This window comes from Bacteroides caecimuris, from assembly GCF_001688725.2.
GTDB lineage: Bacteria > Bacteroidota > Bacteroidia > Bacteroidales > Bacteroidaceae > Bacteroides > Bacteroides caecimuris.
In genome coordinates, this window is record NZ_CP015401.2 from 2,618,812 (window position 1) to 2,643,289 (window position 24,478).

At 43.0% G+C, this 24,478-nt stretch carries 25 protein-coding genes, 2 tRNA genes and 1 pseudogene; 6 read left to right on the forward strand and 22 right to left on the reverse strand.

Going from position 1 to position 24,478, the window contains the following annotated elements; all coding sequences use genetic code 11:
• Positions 1-5: 5 nt before the first annotated feature.
• The 3 genes from murB to A4V03_RS11350 all read right to left on the reverse strand — a co-directional run bounded on the left by murB (position 6) and on the right by A4V03_RS11350 (position 2,901).
• Positions 6-998 carry a UDP-N-acetylmuramate dehydrogenase gene (gene murB / locus A4V03_RS11340; protein WP_065538965.1) on the reverse strand — a complete coding sequence of 331 codons (993 nt, stop codon included), beginning with the start codon at positions 996-998 and terminating at the stop codon, positions 6-8.
• A 101-nt stretch (positions 999-1,099) separates the two neighbouring features.
• Positions 1,100-1,948: a DUF4348 domain-containing protein gene (locus A4V03_RS11345; protein WP_065538966.1), complete on the reverse strand. Its 849-nt coding sequence runs from the start codon at positions 1,946-1,948 to the stop codon at positions 1,100-1,102.
• A complete protein-coding gene (locus tag A4V03_RS11350) occupies positions 1,948-2,901 on the reverse strand; it encodes an NAD-dependent epimerase/dehydratase family protein (protein WP_065538967.1) in 954 nt (317 codons plus the stop codon). Before A4V03_RS11350 ends, A4V03_RS11345 begins: the two co-directional genes overlap by 1 nt.
• A gap of 136 nt (positions 2,902-3,037) precedes the next feature.
• Between A4V03_RS11350 and kbl the strand changes: the two genes are divergently transcribed.
• Both kbl and A4V03_RS11360 read left to right on the forward strand, forming a co-directional pair.
• Positions 3,038-4,225: a glycine C-acetyltransferase gene (gene kbl, locus A4V03_RS11355; protein WP_065538968.1), complete on the forward strand. Its 1,188-nt coding sequence runs from the start codon at positions 3,038-3,040 to the stop codon at positions 4,223-4,225.
• Positions 4,226-4,305: 80 nt separating this feature from the next.
• Positions 4,306-4,737, forward strand: coding sequence for a DUF2721 domain-containing protein (locus A4V03_RS11360; RefSeq protein ID WP_022138585.1), 432 nt, complete (start codon positions 4,306-4,308; stop codon positions 4,735-4,737).
• A 34-nt stretch (positions 4,738-4,771) separates the two neighbouring features.
• Here the strand turns inward: A4V03_RS11360 and A4V03_RS11365 are convergent, their stop codons facing one another.
• From A4V03_RS11365 to purU, 9 genes are all read right to left on the reverse strand, one after another.
• Positions 4,772-5,251, reverse strand: coding sequence for a ferritin (locus A4V03_RS11365; protein ID WP_065540395.1), 480 nt, complete (start codon positions 5,249-5,251; stop codon positions 4,772-4,774).
• A 141-nt stretch (positions 5,252-5,392) separates the two neighbouring features.
• A complete protein-coding gene (gene lysA, locus A4V03_RS11370; RefSeq protein ID WP_065538969.1) occupies positions 5,393-6,553 on the reverse strand; it encodes a diaminopimelate decarboxylase in 1,161 nt (386 codons plus the stop codon).
• 77 nt (positions 6,554-6,630) lie between these two features.
• Positions 6,631-7,950 carry an aspartate kinase gene (locus A4V03_RS11375; RefSeq protein WP_065538970.1) on the reverse strand — a complete coding sequence of 440 codons (1,320 nt, stop codon included), beginning with the start codon at positions 7,948-7,950 and terminating at the stop codon, positions 6,631-6,633.
• Between the two features lie 13 nt (positions 7,951-7,963).
• Entirely contained in the window at positions 7,964-8,692 is a 729-nt protein-coding gene (locus A4V03_RS11380) for a cell division ATP-binding protein FtsE (RefSeq protein WP_024987164.1), read from the reverse strand.
• Between the two features lie 42 nt (positions 8,693-8,734).
• A complete protein-coding gene (hisIE, locus tag A4V03_RS11385; RefSeq protein ID WP_065538971.1) occupies positions 8,735-9,346 on the reverse strand; it encodes a bifunctional phosphoribosyl-AMP cyclohydrolase/phosphoribosyl-ATP diphosphatase HisIE in 612 nt (203 codons plus the stop codon).
• Positions 9,347-9,536: 190 nt separating this feature from the next.
• A complete protein-coding gene (gene hisF / locus A4V03_RS11390; RefSeq protein ID WP_065538972.1) occupies positions 9,537-10,289 on the reverse strand; it encodes an imidazole glycerol phosphate synthase subunit HisF in 753 nt (250 codons plus the stop codon).
• 160 nt (positions 10,290-10,449) lie between these two features.
• On the reverse strand, positions 10,450-11,169 hold the full coding sequence (gene hisA, locus A4V03_RS11395) for a 1-(5-phosphoribosyl)-5-[(5-phosphoribosylamino)methylideneamino]imidazole-4-carboxamide isomerase (RefSeq protein ID WP_065538973.1): 720 nt from the start codon (positions 11,167-11,169) through the stop codon (positions 10,450-10,452).
• A gap of 138 nt (positions 11,170-11,307) precedes the next feature.
• Positions 11,308-11,898: an imidazole glycerol phosphate synthase subunit HisH gene (hisH, locus tag A4V03_RS11400; RefSeq protein ID WP_065538974.1), complete on the reverse strand. Its 591-nt coding sequence runs from the start codon at positions 11,896-11,898 to the stop codon at positions 11,308-11,310.
• Positions 11,898-12,755 (reverse strand): formyltetrahydrofolate deformylase, encoded by an 858-nt coding sequence (purU, locus tag A4V03_RS11405; RefSeq protein ID WP_024987160.1) that lies wholly within the window; start codon positions 12,753-12,755, stop codon positions 11,898-11,900. Before purU ends, hisH begins: the two co-directional genes overlap by 1 nt.
• A 491-nt stretch (positions 12,756-13,246) precedes the next feature.
• On the opposite strand from purU, the gene A4V03_RS11410 reads away from it, so the two are divergent.
• Together A4V03_RS11410 and A4V03_RS11415 are read left to right on the forward strand one after the other, a co-directional pair.
• Positions 13,247-13,320, forward strand: a tRNA-Asp gene (locus tag A4V03_RS11410).
• A gap of 65 nt (positions 13,321-13,385) precedes the next feature.
• Positions 13,386-13,459 (forward strand) — tRNA-Asp (locus A4V03_RS11415).
• Between the two features lie 696 nt (positions 13,460-14,155).
• On the opposite strand, the pseudogene A4V03_RS21330 reads toward A4V03_RS11415, so the two are convergent.
• From A4V03_RS21330 to A4V03_RS11450, 8 genes and pseudogenes are all read right to left on the reverse strand, one after another.
• Positions 14,156-14,287, reverse strand: a pseudogene (locus A4V03_RS21330) (carboxymuconolactone decarboxylase family protein); the annotation flags it as partial.
• A gap of 54 nt (positions 14,288-14,341) precedes the next feature.
• On the reverse strand, positions 14,342-15,877 hold the full coding sequence (locus A4V03_RS11420; RefSeq protein ID WP_084081144.1) for an STM4011 family radical SAM protein: 1,536 nt from the start codon (positions 15,875-15,877) through the stop codon (positions 14,342-14,344).
• 44 nt (positions 15,878-15,921) lie between these two features.
• Complete coding sequence (locus A4V03_RS11425) at positions 15,922-17,196, reverse strand: STM4012 family radical SAM protein (protein ID WP_065538976.1); 1,275 nt, start codon at positions 17,194-17,196, stop codon at positions 15,922-15,924.
• On the reverse strand, positions 17,193-18,047 hold the full coding sequence (locus tag A4V03_RS11430; protein ID WP_024987156.1) for an STM4013/SEN3800 family hydrolase: 855 nt from the start codon (positions 18,045-18,047) through the stop codon (positions 17,193-17,195). Before A4V03_RS11430 ends, A4V03_RS11425 begins: the two co-directional genes overlap by 4 nt.
• Positions 18,034-19,044, reverse strand: coding sequence for an STM4014 family protein (locus A4V03_RS11435; RefSeq protein ID WP_065538977.1), 1,011 nt, complete (start codon positions 19,042-19,044; stop codon positions 18,034-18,036). Before A4V03_RS11435 ends, A4V03_RS11430 begins: the two co-directional genes overlap by 14 nt.
• 6 nt (positions 19,045-19,050) lie before the next feature.
• Positions 19,051-20,124, reverse strand: coding sequence for an STM4015 family protein (locus A4V03_RS11440; RefSeq protein WP_065538978.1), 1,074 nt, complete (start codon positions 20,122-20,124; stop codon positions 19,051-19,053).
• 220 nt (positions 20,125-20,344) lie between these two features.
• Positions 20,345-21,472, reverse strand: a complete 1,128-nt coding sequence (locus tag A4V03_RS11445) for an OmpA family protein (RefSeq protein ID WP_065538979.1) — start codon at positions 21,470-21,472, stop codon at positions 20,345-20,347.
• A 162-nt stretch (positions 21,473-21,634) separates the two neighbouring features.
• Positions 21,635-21,826 carry a hypothetical protein gene (locus A4V03_RS11450; RefSeq protein ID WP_065538980.1) on the reverse strand — a complete coding sequence of 64 codons (192 nt, stop codon included), beginning with the start codon at positions 21,824-21,826 and terminating at the stop codon, positions 21,635-21,637.
• A gap of 191 nt (positions 21,827-22,017) precedes the next feature.
• Between A4V03_RS11450 and A4V03_RS11455 the strand changes: the two genes are divergently transcribed.
• Positions 22,018-22,950, forward strand: a complete 933-nt coding sequence (locus tag A4V03_RS11455; RefSeq protein ID WP_065538981.1) for a YihY/virulence factor BrkB family protein — start codon at positions 22,018-22,020, stop codon at positions 22,948-22,950.
• Positions 22,951-23,345: 395 nt separating this feature from the next.
• Here the strand turns inward: A4V03_RS11455 and A4V03_RS11465 are convergent, their stop codons facing one another.
• Positions 23,346-23,642, reverse strand: coding sequence for a YtxH domain-containing protein (locus A4V03_RS11465; RefSeq protein WP_065538982.1), 297 nt, complete (start codon positions 23,640-23,642; stop codon positions 23,346-23,348).
• A gap of 30 nt (positions 23,643-23,672) precedes the next feature.
• A complete protein-coding gene (locus A4V03_RS11470) occupies positions 23,673-23,933 on the reverse strand; it encodes a GlsB/YeaQ/YmgE family stress response membrane protein (RefSeq protein WP_024987149.1) in 261 nt (86 codons plus the stop codon).
• Positions 23,934-24,193: 260 nt separating this feature from the next.
• Here A4V03_RS11470 and A4V03_RS11475 point away from each other — a divergent pair, with 260 nt between their 5' ends.
• A complete protein-coding gene (locus tag A4V03_RS11475) occupies positions 24,194-24,460 on the forward strand; it encodes a hypothetical protein (protein ID WP_024987148.1) in 267 nt (88 codons plus the stop codon).
• The last annotated feature ends 18 nt before the right edge of the window (positions 24,461-24,478 follow it).

Below are 24,478 nucleotides of genomic sequence, written 5' to 3' on the forward strand. Positions count from 1 at the left end.
TATTCTCAATTTATAAAGTTGACTTCCGGATGAATATCAATGCCGAACTTCTCACGAACAGAGGCACGGACTGCATCTGATAGCGCAATGATATCACTACCTTTTGCTCCGCCACGATTCACCAGTACCAGTGCTTGTTTATCATGCACGGCAGCCGGACCCAAGGCTTTTCCCTTCCAGCCGCACTGATCAATCATCCACCCTGCCGGAATCTTGACGCGACCGTTAGCCAGTTCATAATAGGGCATGTGGGGATATTCTTGTTGCAAGGCTTCCAGCTTTTCTTTCGACACAATAGGGTTCATAAAGAAACTGCCGGCATTACCCATCACTTTCGGATCGGGCAACTTGCTCTCGCGAATACCAATAATCACCTTACGCACAACAGGTAGTGTCAGTGCCGGATATTTTTCAAGTTCCTGCCGAATGGTACCATAATCCAACGTATAATACTCTTCTTTACTTAGCCGAAAACGGACATAAGTAACAAAAGCCGATTTATTTTCCGGACGTTTGAAGATGCTGTCGCGGTAGGTATATCCACATTCATCAACTGAATAAACGCGTTCTTCAGCTTGAATGTTCACCGTTTCCACAGCGGTTATCAGATCTTTTACCTCAACGCCATAGGCTCCGATATTCTGCACCGCACTTGCCCCTACCTCACCGGGAATCAGCGACAGGTTCTCCGCTCCATACCATCCGTGCTCTACACAATAGGCCACAAAGTCATCCCATACTACCCCTGCTCCCACTCGCACTGATACAGAGCGAGCATCTTCTTCCGTCACTTCGATTCCTTCAATGCGGGAATGTAATATCAGCCCATCGTAATCTTTGGTAAACAACAAGTTACTGCCACCACCAATATGCAAAAAAGGTGTCGTAATGGCACCTTGCGCAATCAGCTTCTTCAGTTCTTCAACCGAAGTGTACTCTAAAAAACGATCGGCATTGACATCTATACCGAATGTGTTGTAGGGTAAAAGAGAATACATATATTTTTAATTATAAGTTATATCGTTATTCGTTATAAGCCGACAAACACAATTATTATCATTAACTGCAAGGCTATTTGCTATCGTGTATACAACTTGCATCAAATGCTTGTATCTTCAAACTTATACAATTCCCATTCTCCGGCTTTGCGACGGAAATAGAGGATATTGGAAAAACCATTACCGATACCTTTCAACGCCAGGATTTTCGTTGGTGAATCATCGTCATTCCGTTGTCCGTAATTGATATTAGAAAGACGATCGGCAGGAAGTCCCGGTTTAAAAGCGAACCACTGATTAAGGTCTAGAGTGGTCTCCAGAATAGAAAAATCATCATCCGGATCGGTGGTTATAAAAGCCAGAGGCTCACACACACGCTTACTTTGAAAAAGGCTATCTGCGGCAAAGTGTCCGAAAAACTCCACGAAATTTTCATTATCATTTTGCTTAATGGGACGCAGATTAATTGCCTCCAGTATCCATGCACCTTTGATACGCTCAAAATAGTATTTCTTCACCATTCGTGTTTTCACAAACACCCATTCTACCTGTACGGAAGTGAGAGAGGTGTCTCCTACTAAATCCATATCTTCCTCTCTATCAAACAGAAGCGTATAATAATACTGTTTGGTAAACAAGTCATCATGCTTCCAATTACGCTCCTCAATATTCGTTTTTTTATCCCCATTGTAGTAAGGCAACGGAAATTTCACGCGCTGACGCTGCAACACATCATCGGAAGCAAAATTGTAGATAAAATCATCGAAAGATTCATCTGCCTGTATAGGTTGCGGATCTTCCGGCGATTCATCACAGTGAATAGAATCGGCTACCTGCCGGATAGAATCCACTTCTTTTGTGATAGATGCGAAGGGGTCAATGTGTGTTTTCTTGTTTCCACAAGCGCCCAGTATACCGAGCAACATGACCCCTACAATTAGTTTTTTCATTATTTTAGTTTCTCTCTTAACTTTTCAAGCATATCTACCGTCATGCTTTCCAAATCGTAGGCCGGCTTCCAGCCCCACTCTTCACGAGCGCAGGTGTCATCCAAACTATCGGGCCAACTATCGGCTATGCGCTGTTTCAAAGGATCTATATCATAGATCATCTCAAACTGCGGTACATGCTTCCTGATAGCCTGATAGATCGTCTCCGGGTCGAAACTCATAGAGGCGATATTGAAAGCATTGCGGTGTATCAATCTTGTCGGATCAGCTTCCATCAGCGTAATTGCTGCATTCAACGCATCCGGCATGTACATCATATCCATCAGAGTGCCTTGCTTAATAGGGCACACAAATTTTTCTCCTTTCACCGCCGAGTAATAAATATCGACAGCATAATCGGTCGTACCTCCTCCCGGAGGAGTCACATTCGAAATAATGCCCGGAAAACGGACAGCACGGGTATCGACACCGTATTTATTAAAATAGTAATCACTTAGCAACTCAGTCGTTACCTTGGTGACTCCATACATGGTACGCGGACGCTGAATAGTGTCCTGCGGTGTTTTTGTATGAGGCGTACTGGCGCCAAACGAACCAATAGAACTCGGAGTAAACACTGCACATCCTTGTTCGCGTGCTACCTCCAGCACATTCCATAATCCATCGATGCCTATTTTCCAGGCCAGCTTAGGTTTAGACTCGGCAACAACAGACAGCAGAGCAGCCAAATTATAAATTGTATCAATGTGGTACTCTTTTACCACAGATGCAATCGCCTCTCCATCCGTTACATCAGCAATTGCCGACGGTCCGGATTCCTTCAATTCCCCTTTAGGTTCTGCACCTGGAATATAACCTGCTACTACATTTGCATTTCCGTAACGTTTACGTAGCTCCATCGTTAGCTCCGACCCTATCTGTCCGGTAGCTCCAATAATCAAAATGTGTTCCATTTTTTCTTCTGACTTAGAATATCAAGCTTAAATAGTGCACAAAGTAAGCACTTTTTTTTCAGATTTTAATCAAAAAGACATTGTTATTCCAAGAAAAATTGTGTCCTTTGCAATATAACTTAATCACCCAAACACTATGTACGGTAAAATGAAAGAATTCCTCAGCCAAACATTGGCTGAAATCAAGGAAGCCGGGCTTTACAAAGAAGAACGACTGATTGAAAGTGCGCAGCAAGCTGCCATCACTGTAAAAGGCAAAGAAGTGCTGAACTTCTGCGCTAACAATTATCTGGGACTGTCCAATCACCCACGACTGATTAAGGCGTCCCAAGAAATGATGAACCGACGCGGATACGGTATGTCGTCTGTCCGTTTCATCTGTGGAACACAAGATATACACAAGGAACTGGAAGCCGCTATCTCCGATTATTTCCAAACGGAAGATACGATTCTGTATGCTGCCTGCTTCGACGCGAACGGCGGGGTATTCGAACCGCTTTTCACCGAAGAGGATGCCATTATTTCGGACGCTCTGAACCATGCTTCTATCATTGACGGGGTACGTCTTTGCAAGGCTAAACGTTACCGTTATGCTAACGCCGACATGAAGGACTTGGAAAGATGCCTGCAAGAGGCACAGGCACAACGTTTCCGCATTATCGTGACCGACGGTGTGTTCTCTATGGACGGTAACGTTGCTCCGATGGACCAGATTTGTGACCTCGCCGAAAAGTATGACGCGTTGGTAATGGTGGACGAGTCTCACTCTGCCGGTGTGGTAGGCGCTACGGGACATGGCGTAAGCGAACTATACAAGACTCACGGACGTGTGGATATTTATACCGGTACATTAGGCAAGGCTTTCGGTGGTGCATTGGGCGGATTTACTACCGGCCGGAAGGAGATTATTGATTTGCTGCGCCAACGCAGCCGTCCATACCTGTTCTCCAACTCATTGGCTCCGGGAATTATCGGTGCAAGCCTTGAGGTATTCAAGATGCTGAAAGAGAGCAATGCACTGCATGACAAGCTCGTTGAAAACGTAAATTATTTCCGCGACAAGATGACGGCTGCGGGATTCGACATCAAGCCGACTCAGAGTGCTATCTGTGCCGTAATGCTGTATGACGCGAAGTTATCGCAGATTTATGCCGCACGTATGCAGGAAGAAGGTATCTATGTGACAGGTTTCTACTATCCGGTAGTGCCGAAAGACCAGGCACGCATCCGCGTACAAATCTCCGCAGGACACGAGAAGGAACATCTCGACAAATGTATCGCTGCCTTTATCAAAGTAGGTAAAGAACTCGGCGTACTTAAGTAAAACATTTTCATGTCTTCCGTTGTTAGTATTGTAAGCATAAGATTGCGGCAATATAACAACGGAAGATTTTTAATTTACTTATGGAAGAACTGACTCTCACTACTCCCGCCCTGCTTTTCTCGGCAGTTTCTCTGATTTTACTAGCTTACACCAATCGTTTTTTATCATATGCGCAGCTCGTACGTCAACTACGTGACCGCTATATGGAGAATCCTACGGATATCACCGTAGCGCAAATCGAAAACTTACGGAAACGGTTGAATCTCACGCGCACCATGCAAGGGCTGGGAATTGCAAGCCTGTTCCTCTGTGTAGTCAGCATGTTTTTTATCTATATCGGGTTGCAACTGCTCTCTGCCTATGTGTTCGGAGTGGCTTTGTTGTTGCTTATCGCCTCTCTTGGCGTATCTTTCCGCGAAATACAGATTTCCACCCGCTCACTGGAGATTTACTTGGGAGCGATGGAGAAAAGACAAAAAAAGCTGTCAGAAAACACTTCCCGACAGCTCTGATTATATATATCTTTAAGATATTCTCAATCCATCATCAACGTTGTCCCAATTGCGAGTCAACAAAGAAGATTCCTGCATCACCGACTTTCTTGAGTTTATCAACAATACCCTGTGCGGTAGCCTCTTCTTCTACCTGTTCGCGAACGAATCCCCACAGGAAATCTTGAGTAGCCTTGTCTTTTTCAGCAGCAGCCACGTCTACCAGCTTATCTATCAATTGAGAAACATGACATTCATGTTTGTAAACGTGTTCGAATACTTCAAGAGGTGTACCCCATCCGTTAGGTACCACATCTATTTTATCCACTTTTGCAGTACCTCCACGTTTGATAACATAATCTGCCATAGCATAAGCATGTCCCATCTCTTCTTGGGATTGCTTTTTCATCCAATGAGCAAAACCGCTGAAACCTTCTTTCTCAAAGTAGAAAGACATTGCCAGATACAGGTTAGCGGACCACATTTCAGCAGTAATCTGTTCGTTAATTGCATTCTGTAATTTTTCTGAAATCATAATCGTATTTTTTATTAAGTTGTTAATGTAGTTTCTTTTTGAACTCATTACAAAAATAATACGCTTTCAGTTAAGATTGTTGCATGTACCCTGCATTTTTAAACTACATTCACATTTTGATTGTAATGGTTCATTGTCCACTTACACCAATTCGTCGGAAATATATCCTTTCGGCAGTTCACGACAATTGTATCCAGAAGCCATTATTTCACCGTATGCGCCTGCCGAACGAAGGGCTATCAAGTCGCCGCGCTTCACTTTGTTCAGGTCAATTGCCTTGCCGAAAACATCGGACGATTCGCAGATAGGCCCTACTACGTCATAAGCCTCTATCGGTTCTTCAGAGGTAATATTTTCCATTTTATGATAAGCCTGATATAATGCCGGACGGATTAAGTCGGTCATACCGGCATCAAGGATAGCAAACTTCTTCTTTGCGCCTTGCTTCACATACAAAACTTTAGAAATCAACGTACCGCACTGACCGACTACCGCACGTCCTAATTCAAAATGTAAAGTTTGGTAAGGACGCAGTTTCAATTGTCCGGCATAAGTAGCAAAGTAATCTTTGAAATTCGGGATAGCCTGACGGTTGGGATGCCCGTAATCAATACCGAGTCCGCCGCCTACATTGATATGTTCTACTAAAATATGACGGGCTTCAAGTTTATCCTGCAATTCGTTGACACGATTACAGAGAGCTACAAAGTCACCCATATCAAGAATCTGCGAACCTATGTGGAAGTGCAGTCCTATGAATTTGACATTCTTCATTTCCTGAGCCACATCGATCACCTTATCCATATCCTGCATGCTGATACCGAATTTATTTTCTGCCAGTCCGGTAGTAATATTGGCATGAGTATGTGCACCGACATCAGGATTGATACGGAAAGCCACATTGGCAACTTTATTTTGGGCGGCAGCTAATTCATTGATTACTTCCAGTTCGGGGATAGACTCGACATTGAAACAGAAGATACCATATTCCAATCCGAGATTGATTTCCCAATCAGCCTTGCCTACTCCGGCAAAAACAATTTTGCCGGCAGGGAATCCGGCACGAATAGCAGCGCGGATTTCTCCACCACTCACACAGTCGACTCCCATTCCGCCCTCACGGATAATGGTAAGTACCTTCGGGTTGGCATTGGCTTTAACAGCATAATGCACTGAATAATTAGGATATTTGGCAACCTCATGGTTAATAGCCGACAATGTATCACGCAGCACTTTGGTATCGTAATAATAGAAAGGGGTCTGCAAAGTGCGGAATTTATCAATTGGAAATATTCCTTTCATAGTTCGGAAAACTTGTTTAGTTAGTTAAAAAGAGCGCTTTTATCAGTTCAGTAAAAGCGCTCACATTATTTGTGGAATTATTTGTTGTTGAAAAGCATATCGCTCAGCGATTGCAATGCCCTCTTCTTGTCACACTCACGGATGAGGAAAGAAATATTGTAATTACTTCCACCAAAAGAAATCATTCGTACCGGAACATCACGCATCGCATCAAGTGCCTTGGCTTCAAAGCCAACGTTTTCCCATTCCAAATCACCTACAACACAAATAATACACATCTCTTTGTCAACGGTTACTGTTCCGTATTTTTTCAGATCGTCCAGAATCTCGTTCAGATGCTTCGTGTTATCGATTGTTACAGATACGCCTACCTCTGAAGTACAGATCATGTCGATAGACGTCTGATAGCTTTCGAAGATCTCGAATACCTTGCGCAAGAAACCGTGGGCAAGTAACATACGGCTGGATTTGATTTTGATAGCCGTAATGTTTTCCTTCGCTGCTACTGCCTTGATTTTACCTTTTTCCGTGTCGTTGGAAATCAGCGTACCGGGAGCTTCCGGGTCCATGGTGTTCAACAGACGTACAGGGATATTGGCATATTTGGCAGGCTGGATACAGGTGGGATGCAGGATTTTTGCACCGAAGTAAGCCAACTCGGCCGCTTCTTCAAAATGAAGCTGACGAACCGGGGATGTCTTGTCGACAACACGCGGGTCGTTGTTATGCATACCATCGATGTCTGTCCATATCTGGATTTCGGAAGCGTGTACAGCAGCACCAATCAGGGATGCGGTGTAGTCGCTACCACCACGTTGCAGGTTGTCTATCTCGCCGTAAGCGTTGCGGCAGATGAAACCTTGCGTAATGTAGATTTCTACATCCGGATAAAGATCAAGCTGTGCGCGCAATTTATCCTTAATATATACAGGATCCGGTTCTGCGTTCTTGTCAGTACGCATGAATTCCAAAGCCGGAAGCAACACAGACTTCACACCACATTCCTGCAGATAGAAGTTCACCATGGCCGTAGAAATAAGCTCTCCCTGTGCCAAAACCACTTTCTCTTCAAACAAAGTAAAAAGGTCTTTCGTATAGGAGCGGATGTAGTCGAAGTGGGATTTGACAACTTCAAGACCTTTCTGTTTATATTCCTGAGTGGCGAAAAGCTCATCAATGTGCTGTTTATATTTTGCTTCCAGCTTATTGATAATCTCGTTGGCACCCTCCGGATTCTTCTTATACAGATAGTCCGAAATTTCCACCAATGTGTTTGTCGTGCCTGACATGGCTGAAAGGACAACAATCTTCTGTTCACCATCGGTAATCAATTTGGCTACTTCCTTCATGCGCTGAGCAGAACCTACGGAAGTTCCTCCAAACTTTAAAACTTTCATTTTCGTTACTGTTTTAGTTATCTATATTTAAATCTATTTCTATTGTTCTCTGCCGGGGCATATATTCGGCTGTCACATCTACAATCTGATGGTCGGCACAACGGTATACCCTGCCCGGATACTCTTTCAGCAATTGCAGATTGTGTGTCGTCATCATTACGGACGAACCGGAACCACAGATATTGTGCAACAATTCAACAATGGACTTTCCGGTTTCCACATCTAAGTTTCCCGTCGGTTCATCCGCAAGGATGATGGCGGGAGAATTGAGTACGGCACGTGCAATCACAATGCGTTGTTGCTCACCACCGGAAAGCTCGTTCGGGAGCTTATAACCCTTGTTGGACATTCCCACCAGCTGAAGCACCTCTTCAATGCGGTCTTGGATTTCCTGTTTGTTTTTCCAGCCTGTGGCACGAAGTACAAATTCCAGATTATTATATACAGTCCGGTCTGTAAGCAACTGAAAATCCTGAAAGACAATGCCTAATTTCCGGCGCAATTGCGGAATATGCTTACGTTTGATAGAACGCATGTCATAACCTAACACTTCCGCTTCACCGTCGATTATGTCCAGTTCGCCATACAAGGTCTTGAGCAGACTCGTTTTTCCCGAGCCTACTTTTCCGATCAGATAGACGAACTCTCCTTTGTGCAATTCCAGATTTACATCGCTTAGCACACAGAGTTCCTGTTGATGGATTTCTACGTTCTTATATTGAATCAACGCCTCGTCATCCATACCGACTCTTGTTTCATTTTTTAATTTTTAAATATTAATTGTTCAATGTTTCTTCCATGTACTGCTGTGTCTTTCCTGCAATTCACGTGCAAGATCTTCGAGACGATAGCCTTTTGAAGTAAGCAATACAATCAGGTGGTAAATGAGGTCAGCTCCTTCGTAAATCAGGCGGTCGTCTGTTCCGTTGGTTGCTTCGATGACTGTTTCTACGGCTTCTTCACCTACTTTTTGAGCCATCTTATTGATTCCCGACTGAAACAGACTGGTAGTATAAGAACCTTCGGGCATTTCTTCATGACGTTTGTCAATGAAATCTTGCAATGCTTTCAAGAACATAACCGGTTCTTCGTTTTTCTCACCCCAGCAAGTATCTGTACCTGTATGGCATACGGGACCTACCGGATTCGCCTGTATCAGTAGTGTATCATTGTCACAATCGGCTTTGATAGAAACTACGTGAAGGAAGTTACCGCTTTCTTCGCCTTTTGTCCAAAGACGATTCTTGGTGCGGCTGAAGAAAGTAACTTTTCCGGTTTCTACCGTTTTATCATAAGCTTCTTTATTCATGAAGCCCAGCATCAGGACTTTACGTGTCTCGTTGTCCTGTATGATAGCCGGAACGAGTCCGTTCATTTTATCGAAATCCAATTCCATTTTTATATAAGTTCCAATTACTATTTCAAATTACAATTATGAGCTATTCGCCTATGAAGTTTTTTGCAGATATCTTATTCTATTTATCTAAATAGATTATTCATCCGCATGGAAACCTGGCCGGGGTGCCTCACCCCCTGATGGTAATTCCTTCGCCACAGCCTGAAGGATAATTTTTGCTGCGCAGTAATTACCTGACGGTAATTCCTTCGCCGCAAAGATACAATTTTAATTCGGTAATTTTAATTTCTCCGAAGTGAAAAACACTGGCAGCCAAGGCGGCATCTGCTTTTCCTTGTAAAAACACATCACGGAAGTGCTCTTTGCAGCCCGCCCCGCCCGAAGCTATGATAGGAATGGAAAGCTGATCCGCCAAAACAGCAAGTGCATCATTTGCATAACCCGCCTTTACACCATCGTGATTCATGCTTGTGAAGAGAATTTCTCCCGCTCCACGCTCCTGGGCTTCTTTTGTCCATTCGAACAGGTCTTTATCCGTTTCAATACGTCCTCCATTCAAGTAACATTTCCAACCATTTTCGGTTTGTTTGGCATCTACCGCCAACACACAAACCTGCGAACCGAAATTCTTTGCAATTTCGTCAATCAGTTGCGGATTGCGGATTGCGGAAGAGTTGATAGAAATCTTGTCAGCTCCAGCATTGAGCAGACGGTCTACATCGCTTAGTTCGTTGATGCCGCCACCTACGGTAAACGGGATATTGATATTAGCAGCAATCCGTTTTACCAATTCCGTGAAAGTCTTGCGTCCTTCATGACTTGCAGTGATATCCAGGAAAACAAGTTCATCGGCTCCTTGTTCACTGTAAGCCCGCCCCAACTCTACCGGATCACCGGCTTGGCGCAAATTGACAAAATTCGTTCCTTTCACGGTTTGCCCGTCTTTTATATCCAGACAAGGTACTATTCTTTTTGCTAACACAATCCTATTTTATTTATTGTTCAACAATTTATAATCTATATCCCTGAAGTTTGATTATTTATCTATATCCCTAAAGTTTAATTATTTATCTCCTCTTATAACTTATAATAAGAAAGCAACCATTTATAATACAAACAGCCATTTTATTCCGGTACGCTAATTATAAAAAGATTCTCAAATCTTTTAGGGTGATATGTCCTTCGTACAATGCCTTGCCGAAAATTACTCCGGACACTCCGGCTTCGTTCAAGGCAATAATGTCATCGACATTACTTACTCCGCCACTGGCCATCAGATAGAGGTCGGGAAATTTCTCCAGCATCTCCTTATATAAATCAATGGAAGGTCCACTCAGCATCCCGTCACAACTGATGTCTGTGCAGATTACTTTTCGTATACCTTTCTCCATATAATTTTCAAGAAATGGAAAAAGTTCACAGGCACTTTCGTCCTTCCAACCATTGACGGCTATCTTATGTTCTTTTACGTCTGCTCCCAATATAATTTTCTCGCTTCCGTACACGTCAAGCCAATGACAGAACAGTTCGGGGTCTTTCACGGCAATGCTGCCACCCGTCACCATTTGTGCACCGCTTTCGAAAGCAATTCTCAAGTCTTCATCACTCTTTACTCCACCACCAAAATCTATTACCAAGGAAGTACGGATAGCAATCCGTTCCAACACCCGATAATTGACTATATGATGAGAAGCGGCCCCGTCCAAGTCTACCACGTGAAGCCTGCGAACACCGTTCGCTTCAAACTCCTTGGCAACTTCCACCGGATTTTCGTTATATACTTTCTTACTGTCGTAATCTCCCTGGGAAAGGCGTACGCACTTTCCGTCAATAATATCAATGGCTGGAATAATTTCTATCATCTATTATTTATTTGCTAAAAGTTTATTATAACCGATGAACGAGTTTATTATAAACGATGATGGAGTTTATTATAAACAGCGACATTGTTTATCATAAACAGCGATATTGTTTATTATAAACGGCGACATAGTTTATATTTATAGATTCAAAAAGTTCATCAGAATCTTCTCTCCCGTCTTACCGCTTTTCTCCGGATGAAACTGGGTAGCATAAAAATTGTCTTTATGCAAGGCGGCACTAAAGGGGTGAATATAATCAGTTGTAGCAGCAGTAAAGTCACAGGCAGGCACATAAAAGCTATGTACGAAATAGACGAACTCTTCTTCGGTGAATCCTTCAAAGAGTTTGCTGTTCGTGCTCCCAATGGTATTCCATCCCATGTGCGGAACTTTATCCTCGTGCTTCTGCGGAACAAAACGTTTCACGTCCACATCAAAGATATTCAAACAATCAACCGCTCCTTCTTCGGAATGCCGGCACATCAACTGCATGCCGAGACAAATTCCCAATACAGGCTGACGGAGATTCTTTATCAATTCGTCCAGCCCTGTCGCTTTCAGGTGTTTCATGGTAGTCTCCGCCTCTCCCACTCCGGGGAAAATAACTTTATCTGCCGACTGGAGTTTTTCCTTATCGGCAGTAATCACCGCTTCCACGCCCAACCGCTTCAAAGCATAATCCACGGAACGAATATTGCCGGCATTGTATTTTACAACTGCTACTTTCATCAGCTAAATATTACTGTTTTATTTTTATAAGCCAAAACTTTACGTTCGATATGCTTCTGTACGGCACGCGAGAGGACAATCTTCTCCAAATCCTTTCCTTTATTTACAAGGTCTTCGATAGAGTCTTTATGAGTGATACGCACCACGTCTTGTTCGATAATCGGACCTGCGTCCAGTTCGGTCGTTACATAATGGCTGGTTGCACCGATAATCTTCACCCCTCTTTGGAAAGCGGCATGGTAAGGCTTCGCACCTACGAACGCAGGAAGGAAAGAGTGGTGAATATTGATTATCTTATTCGGATAAGCGTTTATCATCTGTTCGGAAATCACTTGCATATAGCGTGCCAATACGATAAATGTAATCTTATGCTTGGCAAGCAGTTCCATTTCCTTGCGTTCCTGTTCTTCTTTCGTCTCCTTCGTGATGGGGAACAGATAGAAAGGAATGCCGAAACGTTCGGCCACATGCTGCAAATCGGGGTGATTGCTTATAATAAGAGGTATCTCTACATTCCACTCACCTGCCGTATAGCGTGCCAGCATATCGAAAAGGCAGTGTGACAGCTTGGAAACGAAAATAGCCATACGCGGTTTCACATCCGAGAAATAAAGGCGGAAATCCATTTCGTATTTTTGAGCGTAAAGTGTTCTGAAATAATCTTCAATCTTTTCCTGAGGAACTAAAAAGTCTTTCAATTCCCATTCAATACGCATGAAGAATATGTTTTCTACATGGTCTACATATTGGTCCAAATAGATAATATTTCCTTTGTTTACCGTAATAAAGTCTGTCACTTCCGCAAGGATTCCCGGTTTGTCGGGACAGTGCAATAACAGTTTGGCTGTTGTCATCATTCTTTTTGCTAATTTACGATTCCAGGCAGAATTGTTTTCCACCTTTCTAATTTTAGTTTGCAAAAATAACGATTTATTGCAAAATCGCGAATTATTCAAGCAGAAAGTTGATATAAAAACAGAGATTTCTTACAGATAGAAAGAATTCGGGAGCTATTTTCTATGAATAGAATGACAAACTTCGGGATAATGATGCTATTGCCTTCGGGATAGTGATGCTATTGCCTTCAGGATAATGACGCCATCCGATTGTCATAGTGACGCTATCCGGTTGTCATAGTGACGCCATCACAATAGGATAGCGTCACTATCCGAAGAGAAGAAAAAACAATATTTTTTTTCATTACAAAAGTACTCAAAATGAGACACTAAGCATTTTTCTCGTTTTTTCTTGAAAAAAACTTTTCCTAAAACGCTTGCAGATTTACAAAAAACAACTACCTTTGCACCCGCAATCGAGAGAGAGATGCAGATTAACAAAATGAAATTCTGGTGCGTTAGTTCAGTTGGTTAGAATACATGCCTGTCACGCATGGGGTCACGGGTTCGAGTCCCGTACGCACCGCTTCTTTAATAGAGAGGCGGAAAGAAATAAAAGGAGTTAGTCTGAATAAAAGCAGAATAAAATTTGGTGCGTTAGTTCAGTTGGTTAGAATACATGCCTGTCACGCATGGGGTCACGGGTTCGAGTCCCGTACGCACCGCAAAGGAGAATGATTTTTTCATTCTCCTTTTTTATTATCCCCCTTCAAAGTTTTATCCAACGTAAAAAGCAATCGGGTCTGTCTGAAAACTTTGTGGGTATATTATGTTAATTCAAGTTTTGCAAGTGTATTATCTTTGCGTCAACCACGCTGTAATTATGCTTCAATGCAGTCAACAATCACCGACGGGAGAAAGTTTTCCGACAGATGCCCCGTTCTGTTAACGGATGCAAACGCAATAGAAAAGAGTTTGTCCGCATTTTGAAAAGTGCAACAAGCCACCCGTTGTTTTACATCATTTAACAATAGCGCATTAAATTCCGCTTCATCCTCGCTTTATGAAGCATTCATTTTCGTTTCTTCACGGATATTAAGTAAATATTTATTCAATTTTAGAACGAAGAGGGAACGAAGGTGATACGAAGGTGATACGAAGGTGATACGGAGAAGTGACGAAAAAACAGCGGGAAAGCAAGGAAAAGACAAAAAATCAGAATCTTCGGAAAGGCTCCGGAGGGAGCTTGTTTTTTGTTTTTTTACCAGTTCGTTAACCAAGATTAAGCGTCCGGAGTGAACCGCCGAATGGAAAATCTTGGGTACGGATGTTGCAGCACCCTGACAAATTTAACATACCCACAGGGCTTTCAGGCTGCCCCTTTCCATGCTGCCCCTTTCCATGCAGTTACCTGATTATCATCATTTCGACTGTCCGAGTTTGTCATACTCATCATCCGTAACCGGTTCAAGCCATTCATTGGAAGTGTTTTCGCCGGATACTTCAAAAGCCAGATGAGCAAACCAACTGTCGGCAGCAGCTCCGTGCCAGTTATTGCAAGATAACGATAGAATCAGTTATCAATGTAACGCTTTATTTCAGTCGCCCTACAACTTCCGGAAGCGGAAGAAAGCAGGCAGGCGGTCGGGATTCAGCGTGTAGCGGGCACGGTCTTTCAAAAACGGTTCGGCGTTCATCACCGCACAAGAATGGGGTACTGCCGACATCATTTCCCAATCTTTCTGCGAGTTGCCGACAATCAAGACTTGCTCCAAAGGGAAAGCTAAAACTTTACATATATGGAGCACTCCTCTCTTTTTGCCGGCTTCTTTATGTACAACTGTGATAAGGGGTGTTTTATAAAACACCTGATAAGGTTTCTCTTTCAACAGGGAAAGAATGTTCTCCCTCTGTCCTTTCTCATAAACCAGCAGGCTATACTTATAGACTTGGCCTTCATAGCTATGCGCCGTTATCTTTGCCGATTTTTCGTTTACGTCCGGTAGTGATTCAACCGGTAAACATCGGCTCTGCCCGTCGTACAACAATAATCCGCCGTCGGCAAATGCCCCACCTTTGAACAAACTGAAAAGAGTCTTACCTAATTTTCTCCGTGCCTGTTCCATAGATAAAGAAGTAGCCAGATACAAAGGAACAAATTGCGCTATGTACCGCAAGGCATGGGCATAACTTTCCGAAACCCTTCCTTGTGCATCGGTAAGAGTTCCGTCCACGTCAAAAAACACGGAAGTAATCAAGGGTTTATCCGGTATCCGCCAAAATGCCCCCTCTCCCATTATCCGATGCAAAGGATGATTAGTCTGATTACTGAAAGCAATGTAACAATCACAAACTTTCCTCTGACAAGGAAGCGAGATATCCAACTTCCGACTCTGATAAAGATTGCCTATTTTCACCCGACTTCGGGGACAGGCAAAGATATCTCCTTTCCAGTCAATGAAACAACTGCTTCTCCCTCCCAAACAGATATCCCATTGGGCCGAAGCGTTTTTTAAATCATACTCAAAAAGGTTATCCAGTTGCGTAAAGAAACGAATATCTTCTATGCTCAACGGAGACTTCAACCCCTGCATAGCATTAATAAACAAATAAATATCCGGCAAAAGAGCATTTCGCAAATCGCTAAGTACACTTTTTGCCATCGGATTGCCTACTGCTCCGGCACAGACCTGTATTCCTGCATGATAAAGCGTATGAAGTTGCCGGACAAAGTTTTCTACCGAAGTCATTTCCGGATGAAAGCTGGCCCAAATCTTTATCTTACCCCTCAATGCCGGAGTTGCGCGGAGTTCGTCCAGCCATTCGTCGGCAGAAAAAGAAAGATTAGTCTGACAGGAAATTCCGGTCACATGTGGCAATGACGCAAGCCGTATTATTCCTTCCCTATAATAGCGATGTATGAGTGCTTCACCATAAGGAATGACAAATAGTTGCAAAGCCTCTCCTGCCCATTGCTCAATAGCGGCAATAAAACGACTCCATGCCTGCTTGTCCTGCATTGTTGTAGATGCAGGATGAGACTTCTTGCCAAAAGGACAATAAGAACAAGTGTAGTTACAACTATTCAATTTACCCCGATAGTATATACGTCGGATAGAAAGTAAAGAGCCTTCGTTTGCCATTGTCATTTCATTCAAATATCATTCAAATATCACCCAATTTTCACTCAGTAAGAATAAGTATCCATTAGTCGCCTGATTCTCTGTGGGATAAATAACTGACCGATATAATCGGAATAACCAAGTCCTTCGGGAGTCAGCCGGATACGGTCGGAAGTTTCCTCTATCCAGTGCTGTTCTGCCAGTTCGCGAAACAACGGAGTCCTGTCAAGCGGCTCTCCAAAACGCCGGGTATATTCAGCCTTGTCAATCCCCGTATAATACATCAGATTCTTGATGATAAAACGCTGCTGTTGTTCCTTTGCGGAAAGGATAAATCCGTTCCGGGCTACGGTGAAGTCAGTGGTTGCCATATATTCGTCTATCTCGCGGGCAATGCATTGCTGACAGACGGTATATCGGGTGGCATAGTGTAAATCACCCAAATAACTGCGTCCGCCCGACCCGCACGAAAGCATCACTTCGTCGCCACATGAGACTTCCGCGTCAGTGGACGGATGATGAATGAAACGCCGCATGGATGTTTGCAGAAAGCCTTTCGCCTGCAACAACTCGCAGGCAGCGCGATACATTCGGAAACAGACATCATCCGGTTCCCGTTCGGTAATACCTGTACCTTGACGCACATATAGCGGATAGATAAAGAGTTCGTTAGGCTGGAACCGGAGCGCTTCTTCCAGTGAATAGAGGAAACTTTCTACCGTCTGTCCCTTAATGCCATAAATCAAATCGATATTGAAATAGGGAAAATCCATTTGACGAATACCTTCCAACGCTTGATAAATAGTGTTTTGCCGGGGGCGCCTTTTGATAGCTTTCAGTTCTTCATCTTGAAAACTCTGTATGCCGATACTTACGCGGGCTACTCCCGCCTGTTTCAAGACATTGAGCCGCAAAGGGTCTGCGTATTCCGGTGAAGTCTCTACAGAAGTAAAGGCATGAGACGGATGCACACCGAACAAAGCGGCGGCAGCCATTAATCGTTCCAGTTGCGGAACAGTCAGTAGCAACGGAGTACCGCCGCCAATGGCAAAGCTATCGAACGTCAGTCCGGCAGTGAGCGGTGAAAGTTGCTGTGCCTGCCTGTGAAGGGTGTCCAGATAAGCGGCAATATATTCTGTACGGTTCGTTTGCAGGGAGAATAAGTTGCAGTATCCACATTTATGGCTGCAAAAAGGGATATGAAAGTAGAGTGACGCCTTTCTGCCTTCCAGTTGCTCCAAATATGGAAGCAGCGAAACCGGAGCTGGAAAAGGACGGTAGGCTGTTTTATGCGGATAACTATACATGTAGTCTACATATCGGAATAGCGGTCGATTCATTGTTTCGTCAGTATAAAATGTTTGTAAGGAACCGTGTAGACGGTCTCGTGGGATATGCAGTGATACTCGTAGCCGTCTTCGCCGTAGCAGGTGCCGTGGTCGGAAAGGGCGATGACCAGCGTGTCGGAACGTCGCCGAAAAGCCTGAAACAAGCGGGGCAACTGGCTGTCGACATACCGCAATGCCGCTGCGTGCGATTCTTTATCGTCTTTCGTTTTACCTTTCACATAGTGACAGTTCGGGTAATGAATAGCGGAAAAGTTGATATACATGAATATACGTTTGTCCGAAGGGTAATTCTCTAGTTTCTTCAAGGCAAAATCAATCTGCTTCTCCGCACTGTCGGGAGCCGTACAGCCAAAGGTCGGCAGCCAGTAGCTTTTCGTAAAATAACCGGGAAACACACGTCCCAGTTCATTGCGTTTGCTAAAGAAATTCACGCCGCCTATGCAGATTGTCTCATATCCCTTATTGGCAAGGCTCTGCACGAAAGTAGCTTCCGTAAACGGATAGCTGCCTTCGGGCGGAATACGCCCCGTCCCTGCCTGCACAGGGAAAAACAGCCATTTACGGCTACGCAAGGAATGAGGTTCTGCCGGTGAAGGAAGAAAGCCTGCGAAAATGGCAAAATGAGAGGGGTAAGTAAAGTTTCCCGGCGCGTGCCTTTTCTCCCATAAGCCGCCGTGACTATTCAGCACCGGTGTTCCTCCGGCGGCTTCTTCCGCCTTACTCACATCGTAGCGCAGCGTATCGAAGCAAAGCATAAGTATATCATGGGTTCCCACCACGCGGTTCATATCCATATCGGGATATCGGTTCTGCTCTCCCGCCGGCAGTTCATCTATCTGCATGGTCATATTTATCTTTTATCGTTTCTATCTGTCGGGTGTAAATCGAATTGTCGGCATACATATCCTGGTAAATGTGGTCGCCCTGGCCGTTGACTTCAATAATATAAGGTATATCCGTACCTCTTTCTATCAGTACATCCACTCCGGCATACTGCAAACCCATTGCGTGGACGGCTTTTCTGCATAAGAGGTAAATCCGCTGCCGCACCTCTTCCGGCAAGGCAAGTTCTTCCCACCGACGTGGGTTATTGTTTAGATGCAGGTTGGTAATACTCCCCTTGCTGCATCTCACTACCACATAATAAACCTCCTCTTCTCCGCATACCACCCGAAGGTCGTAATTTTCTCCCTGCCACTGCTCCTTAGGTATCCACCCTTCCAGCACAGCTCCGGTATGCATGACGGCTTCCGCCAGGAGGAGAATTTCTTTCTCCTTTGTCAGACGGTGAATACGTTTGGTATTACGGATGATACCGTCCGCTTCCTGCAAGGTGGTATAAGCCACCCATCTCCGTTGATGCGGCCGGTAGCGGATTGCCATAATACCGCCCGCTCCCGAACCGTAACGGGGTTTCAAGAAACATCCTCTGCCGCAGTCGGCAAGTGCTTGCAGCAGTTCGTCGCAGGAGCGTGGCGTACCCAATATGGGAGTTACATTCAGGGCCTTTGCCGATAAAACCTGCTTGGTTTCCTTTTTATCAAGTGCCTGCAACAATGCATGGGGCGGATTCAGGAAGTGCACACCATCGGGCAAGACTGTCTCATCCAGCCGTTGCAATACGGCTTTGTATGCTTCATTCAGCCGAGCATATTTCAGAAAATCCGTTTCGCTGCTCACCCACGGTTCCAGTTTCACAACCGCCTGACACAATGACGGCAGGCGACTGAACAACTCTTCGTAAGTCTGAAAACGGACTTCTGTCTGTAACTTCCTGCCTGCTTCGGCAAAGTATTCGATACGCTTGGACAAAGAGTTGCCGACAACGATGATTTCCATACTTTCCTACTCCGTAATCATCGGACTATACCAAATTCCACCGCTGTATTCTTCGGCCTCTTCCGTTTCGGCAATGTCTATCTTCATGGGGAGTTCCTGCAATTTCTTCTTCATCTCCCGGCTCAAATAGTTATAACGCATATTGATGAACTTCAAATGGGCAATCTTATCCACATTGTCCAGCAGGAGTCGGGCACCTTCATCTTTGAGGACACCTGCCGAAATATCCATGGTTTCAAGTTGAGGGAGAATATCCGATTCTAAGAACATCTTTACAACCTCGTCCTGTTCTTCGGCATTCACAATACCCAGATAGGTCAGTTTCGGAAAACGTGCTTTGGAGAAAAGCGGACGGAAGATTTCGATATCGCCTTCAAAGCCGTAGTCTTCCACACCGGCATACAGAACCAGCTTTTCCAGATTCGGGAAATCGGATTTTAGGATGTCTTCCACCACTTCCGTAGGAAGGCCGCCGCTGATAATCTCCAGCGAGCGCAACTCCGGACGTGAAGTCTGTCCCAAGCGAAGATTATTCGTTCCTTTTATCTTCAAGTCTTTCAACTTAGGCAGAGCATTGAGCAGGGGACTGAGATCTGTCTGTTCAATCCAGGAGATTTCCTGCTCCTCCCAGTCTATATCTCCCCAGAACAAGCCTTCGAGGTGGGCAAACTTATCTTTATGTTCAAGCATTCCTTCCAATAAGGCAGAGCAGTCTTCACCTTCGTAGTCCCAGCAGCCGACAGTGATTTGCTTATATTCAGAGAGATGCTTGTCTTTCAATATCTTATCCAAAAGCTTCACATCGTTTTCATACTCATCATAGCTCAATGTATATTTCTTAGATTCCACTTTCATTTCACGTGCTGTTTCTTCAGCAGTTTCCACATAGCCTTTCTTTGTCTTCTCTGCAATCAGTTTGTTGGCAGCCTTTTCGGCTTCTTCAACAGTCGGGTAGTTTTTCACTTGGGTCTGCCCCTCTGTTCCCAACTTACCGTAATTAACGACAACGTCTGTTCCCTGTACATCTACACTCCAGAACTTCTGCGATTTAAAGTCTTGAAATACGAAAACTCTTTTCATAATACTTTATTTTATGGTTGATATTATCCCATTCAAAGCGCAACAACGCATGAACGATGCCTGCAAAAATAGCTATTTTATATAATGTACAAAGAAATTGGTTTATTAATCTTTCAGAGTATTCAAAAAATCAACTGTCCATCTATAACCTATATACACAGACAAAAGCTGCCTAAAAAGACAGCCTTTATTATTTTTCTATTTATGTAATAGTTCTGTTTTACTCCTCAATCGTACATATACTTACACGATTCCAATCCGGTTCGGTAAACATGTCACCTACGCCCTGACCTTCAGCAGTGATGCGCGATGCATTAATCTTGTATTTATTAACAAGGATAGTTTTTACAGCCTCTGCACGTGCAGCAGCGATTCTCGCGTTGACCTCCACACTACCTTCCGGAGAAGCGTATCCTTTAATAACTACTTTTGATTCAGGATATTTCTTCATATATGAAGCCACACGTTCCACATTCGGCAACTGTGATGCGTCAACCGATGATTTGCCTTGTCGGAAAGTAACGATAGATTCGGGTACACGAGTGTTTTTAACTACCGTCTCTACCGGAACAACCTTGGTACGACAAACTTCAAGTTCTTCCTGTAATCCGTTGATACGTTGGTTTGCACTACTGATTTCGCCCTCTTTATTGTTCACCTCTGAACGAAGCGCATTGATGGAAGAATTCAAACCGTCAATTTCCATTTGGTCGTACACTTTGACTTTGGCAAAATGATGGGTTCCGTTACTTGTCTTAAAGTGATACGTCAATCCGGCTGTCACCTCAAAACCTGCGTTATTGGCATTGAAACGACTCTTGGTTTCGGGGTAAGTGCCTTGCATATCATATACAATGGCAGGTTTGATTCCCAAGGTCCATGCTTTACTTTCACCCAAATTGAAATTGAAATTCAATCCCAAACGAGTAGACCAGGAATTCCGGTCACCATCACCATTCACATAGTTATGCAACCAACCCATTCCGACCATAGCTTCCATTTCAAACACACGAGGCTCGCCAGTGTAACTTGCAAATAGATTCATCAAGTTAACTTTACCCAGTATACTGACATCCGAAGCATCAAAAGCCGTTTTACTCTGGGTGGTATTGATATATCCCATTCCTTGGAATCCCAAACCGAAGATAGGAGTTAATTGTTTTGAGAATCCAACTCCGAAAGCGGGACGCATACTCTTAAAGAAAGCGCTGTGAGTGAGAGGAGTGATTGCTCCTGCATTTACTCCCACAGACCAATTGTCTGCAAACTTTGTACCTTCTACTACCGATTGGGCATTTGCAGTAAATGCGCCCAATACAAAAGCTGATAAAATAATAGATTTTTTCATAATCAAATGTTTTTTAAACTGTGATGTTTTGCATGCTAAATCATTAGAAATGTTTTTATGTGTTCCATGCCTAACTTTTTAGTTCATAATTAAGTTCGTTATTCACACTAAACAACATATCGTATAAAAAATTAGTTCACACACCCGGCAGACGATTAACAATTATTCACTTAACCAACCTGCCATACGGGTTCTTGCATAGAAATAATAGAAAAACAGTCCTATCCAACTGGTAAGAAGAATCAGCACAATAGCCAACAACTTCTTTTCCCAAGGTGCATAAAGACGCCCTATTTCCAAAGCTGCCTTAATAGTCAACACGAAGCCGACTACCCAAATTACAAATCCAACCATAACAATATAATTTAATTAAGCAATCATTTAAATATCACATTTCAATATATAACCAACAAAAGCATCTGTTGGTTTCTTGAAATTTTACTTTTAACATAAAAACAATCAGGAATATCCTCCTATTGACATTTTTTCCGGATAATACCCGAACAAACAAATTATTACGTTCGTTAGAAAAAAGAAAATGCCCTATGAAAATCTTAACTCAAAGCAAGAAAAAGTTGTCGGTATCTATTAAAATAATAAAAGATACTTTCCAAGGATTTATGGATGACAACGTCATGAGATTGAGTGCGTCACTGGCTTACGCAACCCTGTTCTCAATCATCCCCCTGCTCTCACTCCTCGTTACTATCGGAGTATTACTCAATGTAGATTTCACCCATCAGCTATATGCCCAACTGGAACCCATCGTCGGCTCTAAAGTGATTGATGCGCTTCAAGCAATTATGGAAAATGCAGAGACTACCGAATCCTTTTCATTCGCCACTATCATCAGCGTAGGCGTCATGATATTCGGCGCAACGACTGTTTTCGCGGAAATACAAAGTTCACTGAACACCATTTGGGGAATAAAAGCCGTTCCTAAGAAAAGTTGGCTCAAATACATCCAAAACCGATTGCTATCTTTCTCTGTTATCATAGTTTTTGCTTTCATTCTGCTAATCACTTTTACCATTAGCAACCTCATCACGGAATTAAGCAACAAATTCATTACCAATCATCCGGATATAGCAGAATCTTTAGTGAAGACAATAGGAATGATTATTAATATAGGTGTAACCACTGTCATCTTCACTCTTATCTTCAAAATATTGCCGGATGCGAAAATTAAAAGCAAAGATGTATTTATAGGAGCGCTTGTCACTACCGTTTTATTATTAATCGGACAATGGGGAATATCCTTTTATATCGGATTTGCCAATATTGAAACCGTATATGGAGCGGCGGCGTTCATAGCTATTTTCATTACATGGATTTATTATTCAGCCATTATCATATATACAGGAGCGGAATTTACGAAAGCATGGGCGAACGAGTTAGGTGGGAAAATTTTTCCGGACGAATATGCCGTGGCAACCAAAGTCATTGAAATACGTGAAGAGAACAAACCTGTCAATTAACTTCAAGCACCAGTTTCAGTAGCAATTATTATCTATCTGAAACTGGTGACAGGCAAACAAACAAGCAGCTTATCTTCTGGCATTTGCCGAGAGTGTATATATCTCGCCCTTATTCTCACTTTCTTTTATCCGGTTTCTCATACGTACCATTTTTCTTAATTTCTCAGTCTTCCTACCTGACGAAAAATGATATATAATTGCACCAATAGCTGAGCCTACTGTCAGCCGAAGCCATAAATTGAAATTATTAGTTTTCATAATCAATTTGTTTTAATGGTTAATTATTCAGAATACTCTTAGTTATCATCATAACTGTTCTCCCACCAATAAATAGTAAAAGGGGAGAATAGCTTTCACTTACACTATCCTCCCATTGCAGAACAACAAACCCCTAACTATTTCTTAGCCTTATCCGCCATAGCATGGACTTTATCTCTCACATCATCCGCTTTTTCGGCAACATAAAAGGTTCCTTCAGCTACCTTATCAGCCACTTTTGTTCCAGCATCCAATACCTTGTCATTTACCGTATCAATCAAATTAACACCGTCTCCGGTTACTTTCTGAAATGCATGATTTACTTTCTCTTTCACACGCTTTCCTTTGGGAGAACGCCAAAAACGATAAGCCAACGCACCAATTACCGAACCTACTCCCAGTCCGATAAGAAAATTAGATTTTCCACTTTCCATAATGAAGTTTAAGTTTTAAAAGTTAATAAATCAGAGCTCTTCGCTTCTGGGGTGTTTTCTAAATAAGGACAAAATCCATAATAGCAATACAGCACCCACAACCGAAGTTATAAGACTACCTAAAATACCGCCGGCAGCGATACCTAATAAACCGAATACCCAGCCGCCTAAAAGGCCACCGATAATACCTACAACTAAATTAATCCAAAGGCCGAAACCTCCTCCTCTCATAATCTTTCCGGCTAAGAAACCGGAAACAATTCCAATGACAATGTACCAAATTACACTCATAATTAAAGAATTTAGGTTTATATATAAATTTCAAAAAAGGGTTTACTATTTTCTCCAGTTATAATAAGATTTCCATTTTATTTAAAAACGACTTTTAGTATCATTTAGTTTCAATTCAACCCAATATTTTAACACATATTTTGTATTTATCATATTTTAGCAACATCACGAACAATATTAAGAATGATTAAAAGCTCCATCCAAACTTCTTTATCCCGCAATATGTTTTACTAAATGTAAAACATTAAAAATACCGAAATATGAAAAATTGCGATAATTTATTTATTACAGACCAAGCCGAGTATGAGAACATACATAAGATGTGCTCGGACGCATACACCCAAGGACGTATGGCAGAAAGAACCCTGGCTATCGAAGCTTACAGATTACGTTGCCACCATCTGTTTGGCAACAGATGCATGACACGCTCCTCCTTCGGAACGTTGACCAAAAAAATATGTGATGGAGATTGCCGATATCTGAAGCAATACAAATCGGAATTAAATAAACTGGAATCCGATAAATGAAAGGACAGTGGTTATCCT

Excerpts from the sequence above, each read along its gene's own strand:
- A4V03_RS11430 (WP_024987156.1), bottom strand. The coding sequence starts at position 18,047 with ATGCAGATAGATGAACTGCCGGCGGGAGAGCAGAACCGATATCCCGAT.
- A4V03_RS11475 (WP_024987148.1), top strand. The coding sequence starts at position 24,194 with ATGAAAAATTGCGATAATTTATTTATTACAGACCAAGCCGAGTATGAG.
- A4V03_RS11440 (WP_065538978.1), bottom strand. The coding sequence starts at position 20,124 with ATGAAAAGAGTTTTCGTATTTCAAGACTTTAAATCGCAGAAGTTCTGG.
- hisIE (WP_065538971.1), bottom strand. The coding sequence starts at position 9,346 with ATGGAATTGGATTTCGATAAAATGAACGGACTCGTTCCGGCTATCATA.
- A4V03_RS11455 (WP_065538981.1), top strand. The coding sequence starts at position 22,018 with ATGAAAATCTTAACTCAAAGCAAGAAAAAGTTGTCGGTATCTATTAAA.
- A4V03_RS11375 (WP_065538970.1), bottom strand. The coding sequence starts at position 7,950 with ATGAAAGTTTTAAAGTTTGGAGGAACTTCCGTAGGTTCTGCTCAGCGC.
- A4V03_RS11345 (WP_065538966.1), bottom strand. The coding sequence starts at position 1,948 with ATGAAAAAACTAATTGTAGGGGTCATGTTGCTCGGTATACTGGGCGCT.
- A4V03_RS11450 (WP_065538980.1), bottom strand. The coding sequence starts at position 21,826 with ATGGTTGGATTTGTAATTTGGGTAGTCGGCTTCGTGTTGACTATTAAG.
- A4V03_RS11470 (WP_024987149.1), bottom strand. The coding sequence starts at position 23,933 with ATGAGTGTAATTTGGTACATTGTCATTGGAATTGTTTCCGGTTTCTTA.
- murB (WP_065538965.1), bottom strand. The coding sequence starts at position 998 with ATGTATTCTCTTTTACCCTACAACACATTCGGTATAGATGTCAATGCC.
- A4V03_RS11380 (WP_024987164.1), bottom strand. The coding sequence starts at position 8,692 with ATGGATGACGAGGCGTTGATTCAATATAAGAACGTAGAAATCCATCAA.
- A4V03_RS11435 (WP_065538977.1), bottom strand. The coding sequence starts at position 19,044 with ATGGAAATCATCGTTGTCGGCAACTCTTTGTCCAAGCGTATCGAATAC.
- hisH (WP_065538974.1), bottom strand. The coding sequence starts at position 11,898 with ATGAAAGTAGCAGTTGTAAAATACAATGCCGGCAATATTCGTTCCGTG.
- A4V03_RS11360 (WP_022138585.1), top strand. The coding sequence starts at position 4,306 with ATGGAAGAACTGACTCTCACTACTCCCGCCCTGCTTTTCTCGGCAGTT.
- kbl (WP_065538968.1), top strand. The coding sequence starts at position 3,038 with ATGTACGGTAAAATGAAAGAATTCCTCAGCCAAACATTGGCTGAAATC.
- A4V03_RS11350 (WP_065538967.1), bottom strand. The coding sequence starts at position 2,901 with ATGGAACACATTTTGATTATTGGAGCTACCGGACAGATAGGGTCGGAG.
- A4V03_RS11420 (WP_084081144.1), bottom strand. The coding sequence starts at position 15,877 with ATGGCAAACGAAGGCTCTTTACTTTCTATCCGACGTATATACTATCGG.
- A4V03_RS11465 (WP_065538982.1), bottom strand. The coding sequence starts at position 23,642 with ATGGAAAGTGGAAAATCTAATTTTCTTATCGGACTGGGAGTAGGTTCG.
- hisA (WP_065538973.1), bottom strand. The coding sequence starts at position 11,169 with ATGATAGAAATTATTCCAGCCATTGATATTATTGACGGAAAGTGCGTA.
- A4V03_RS11365 (WP_065540395.1), bottom strand. The coding sequence starts at position 5,251 with ATGATTTCAGAAAAATTACAGAATGCAATTAACGAACAGATTACTGCT.
- lysA (WP_065538969.1), bottom strand. The coding sequence starts at position 6,553 with ATGAAAGGAATATTTCCAATTGATAAATTCCGCACTTTGCAGACCCCT.
- A4V03_RS11425 (WP_065538976.1), bottom strand. The coding sequence starts at position 17,196 with ATGAATCGACCGCTATTCCGATATGTAGACTACATGTATAGTTATCCG.
- A4V03_RS11445 (WP_065538979.1), bottom strand. The coding sequence starts at position 21,472 with ATGAAAAAATCTATTATTTTATCAGCTTTTGTATTGGGCGCATTTACT.
- purU (WP_024987160.1), bottom strand. The coding sequence starts at position 12,755 with ATGATGACAACAGCCAAACTGTTATTGCACTGTCCCGACAAACCGGGA.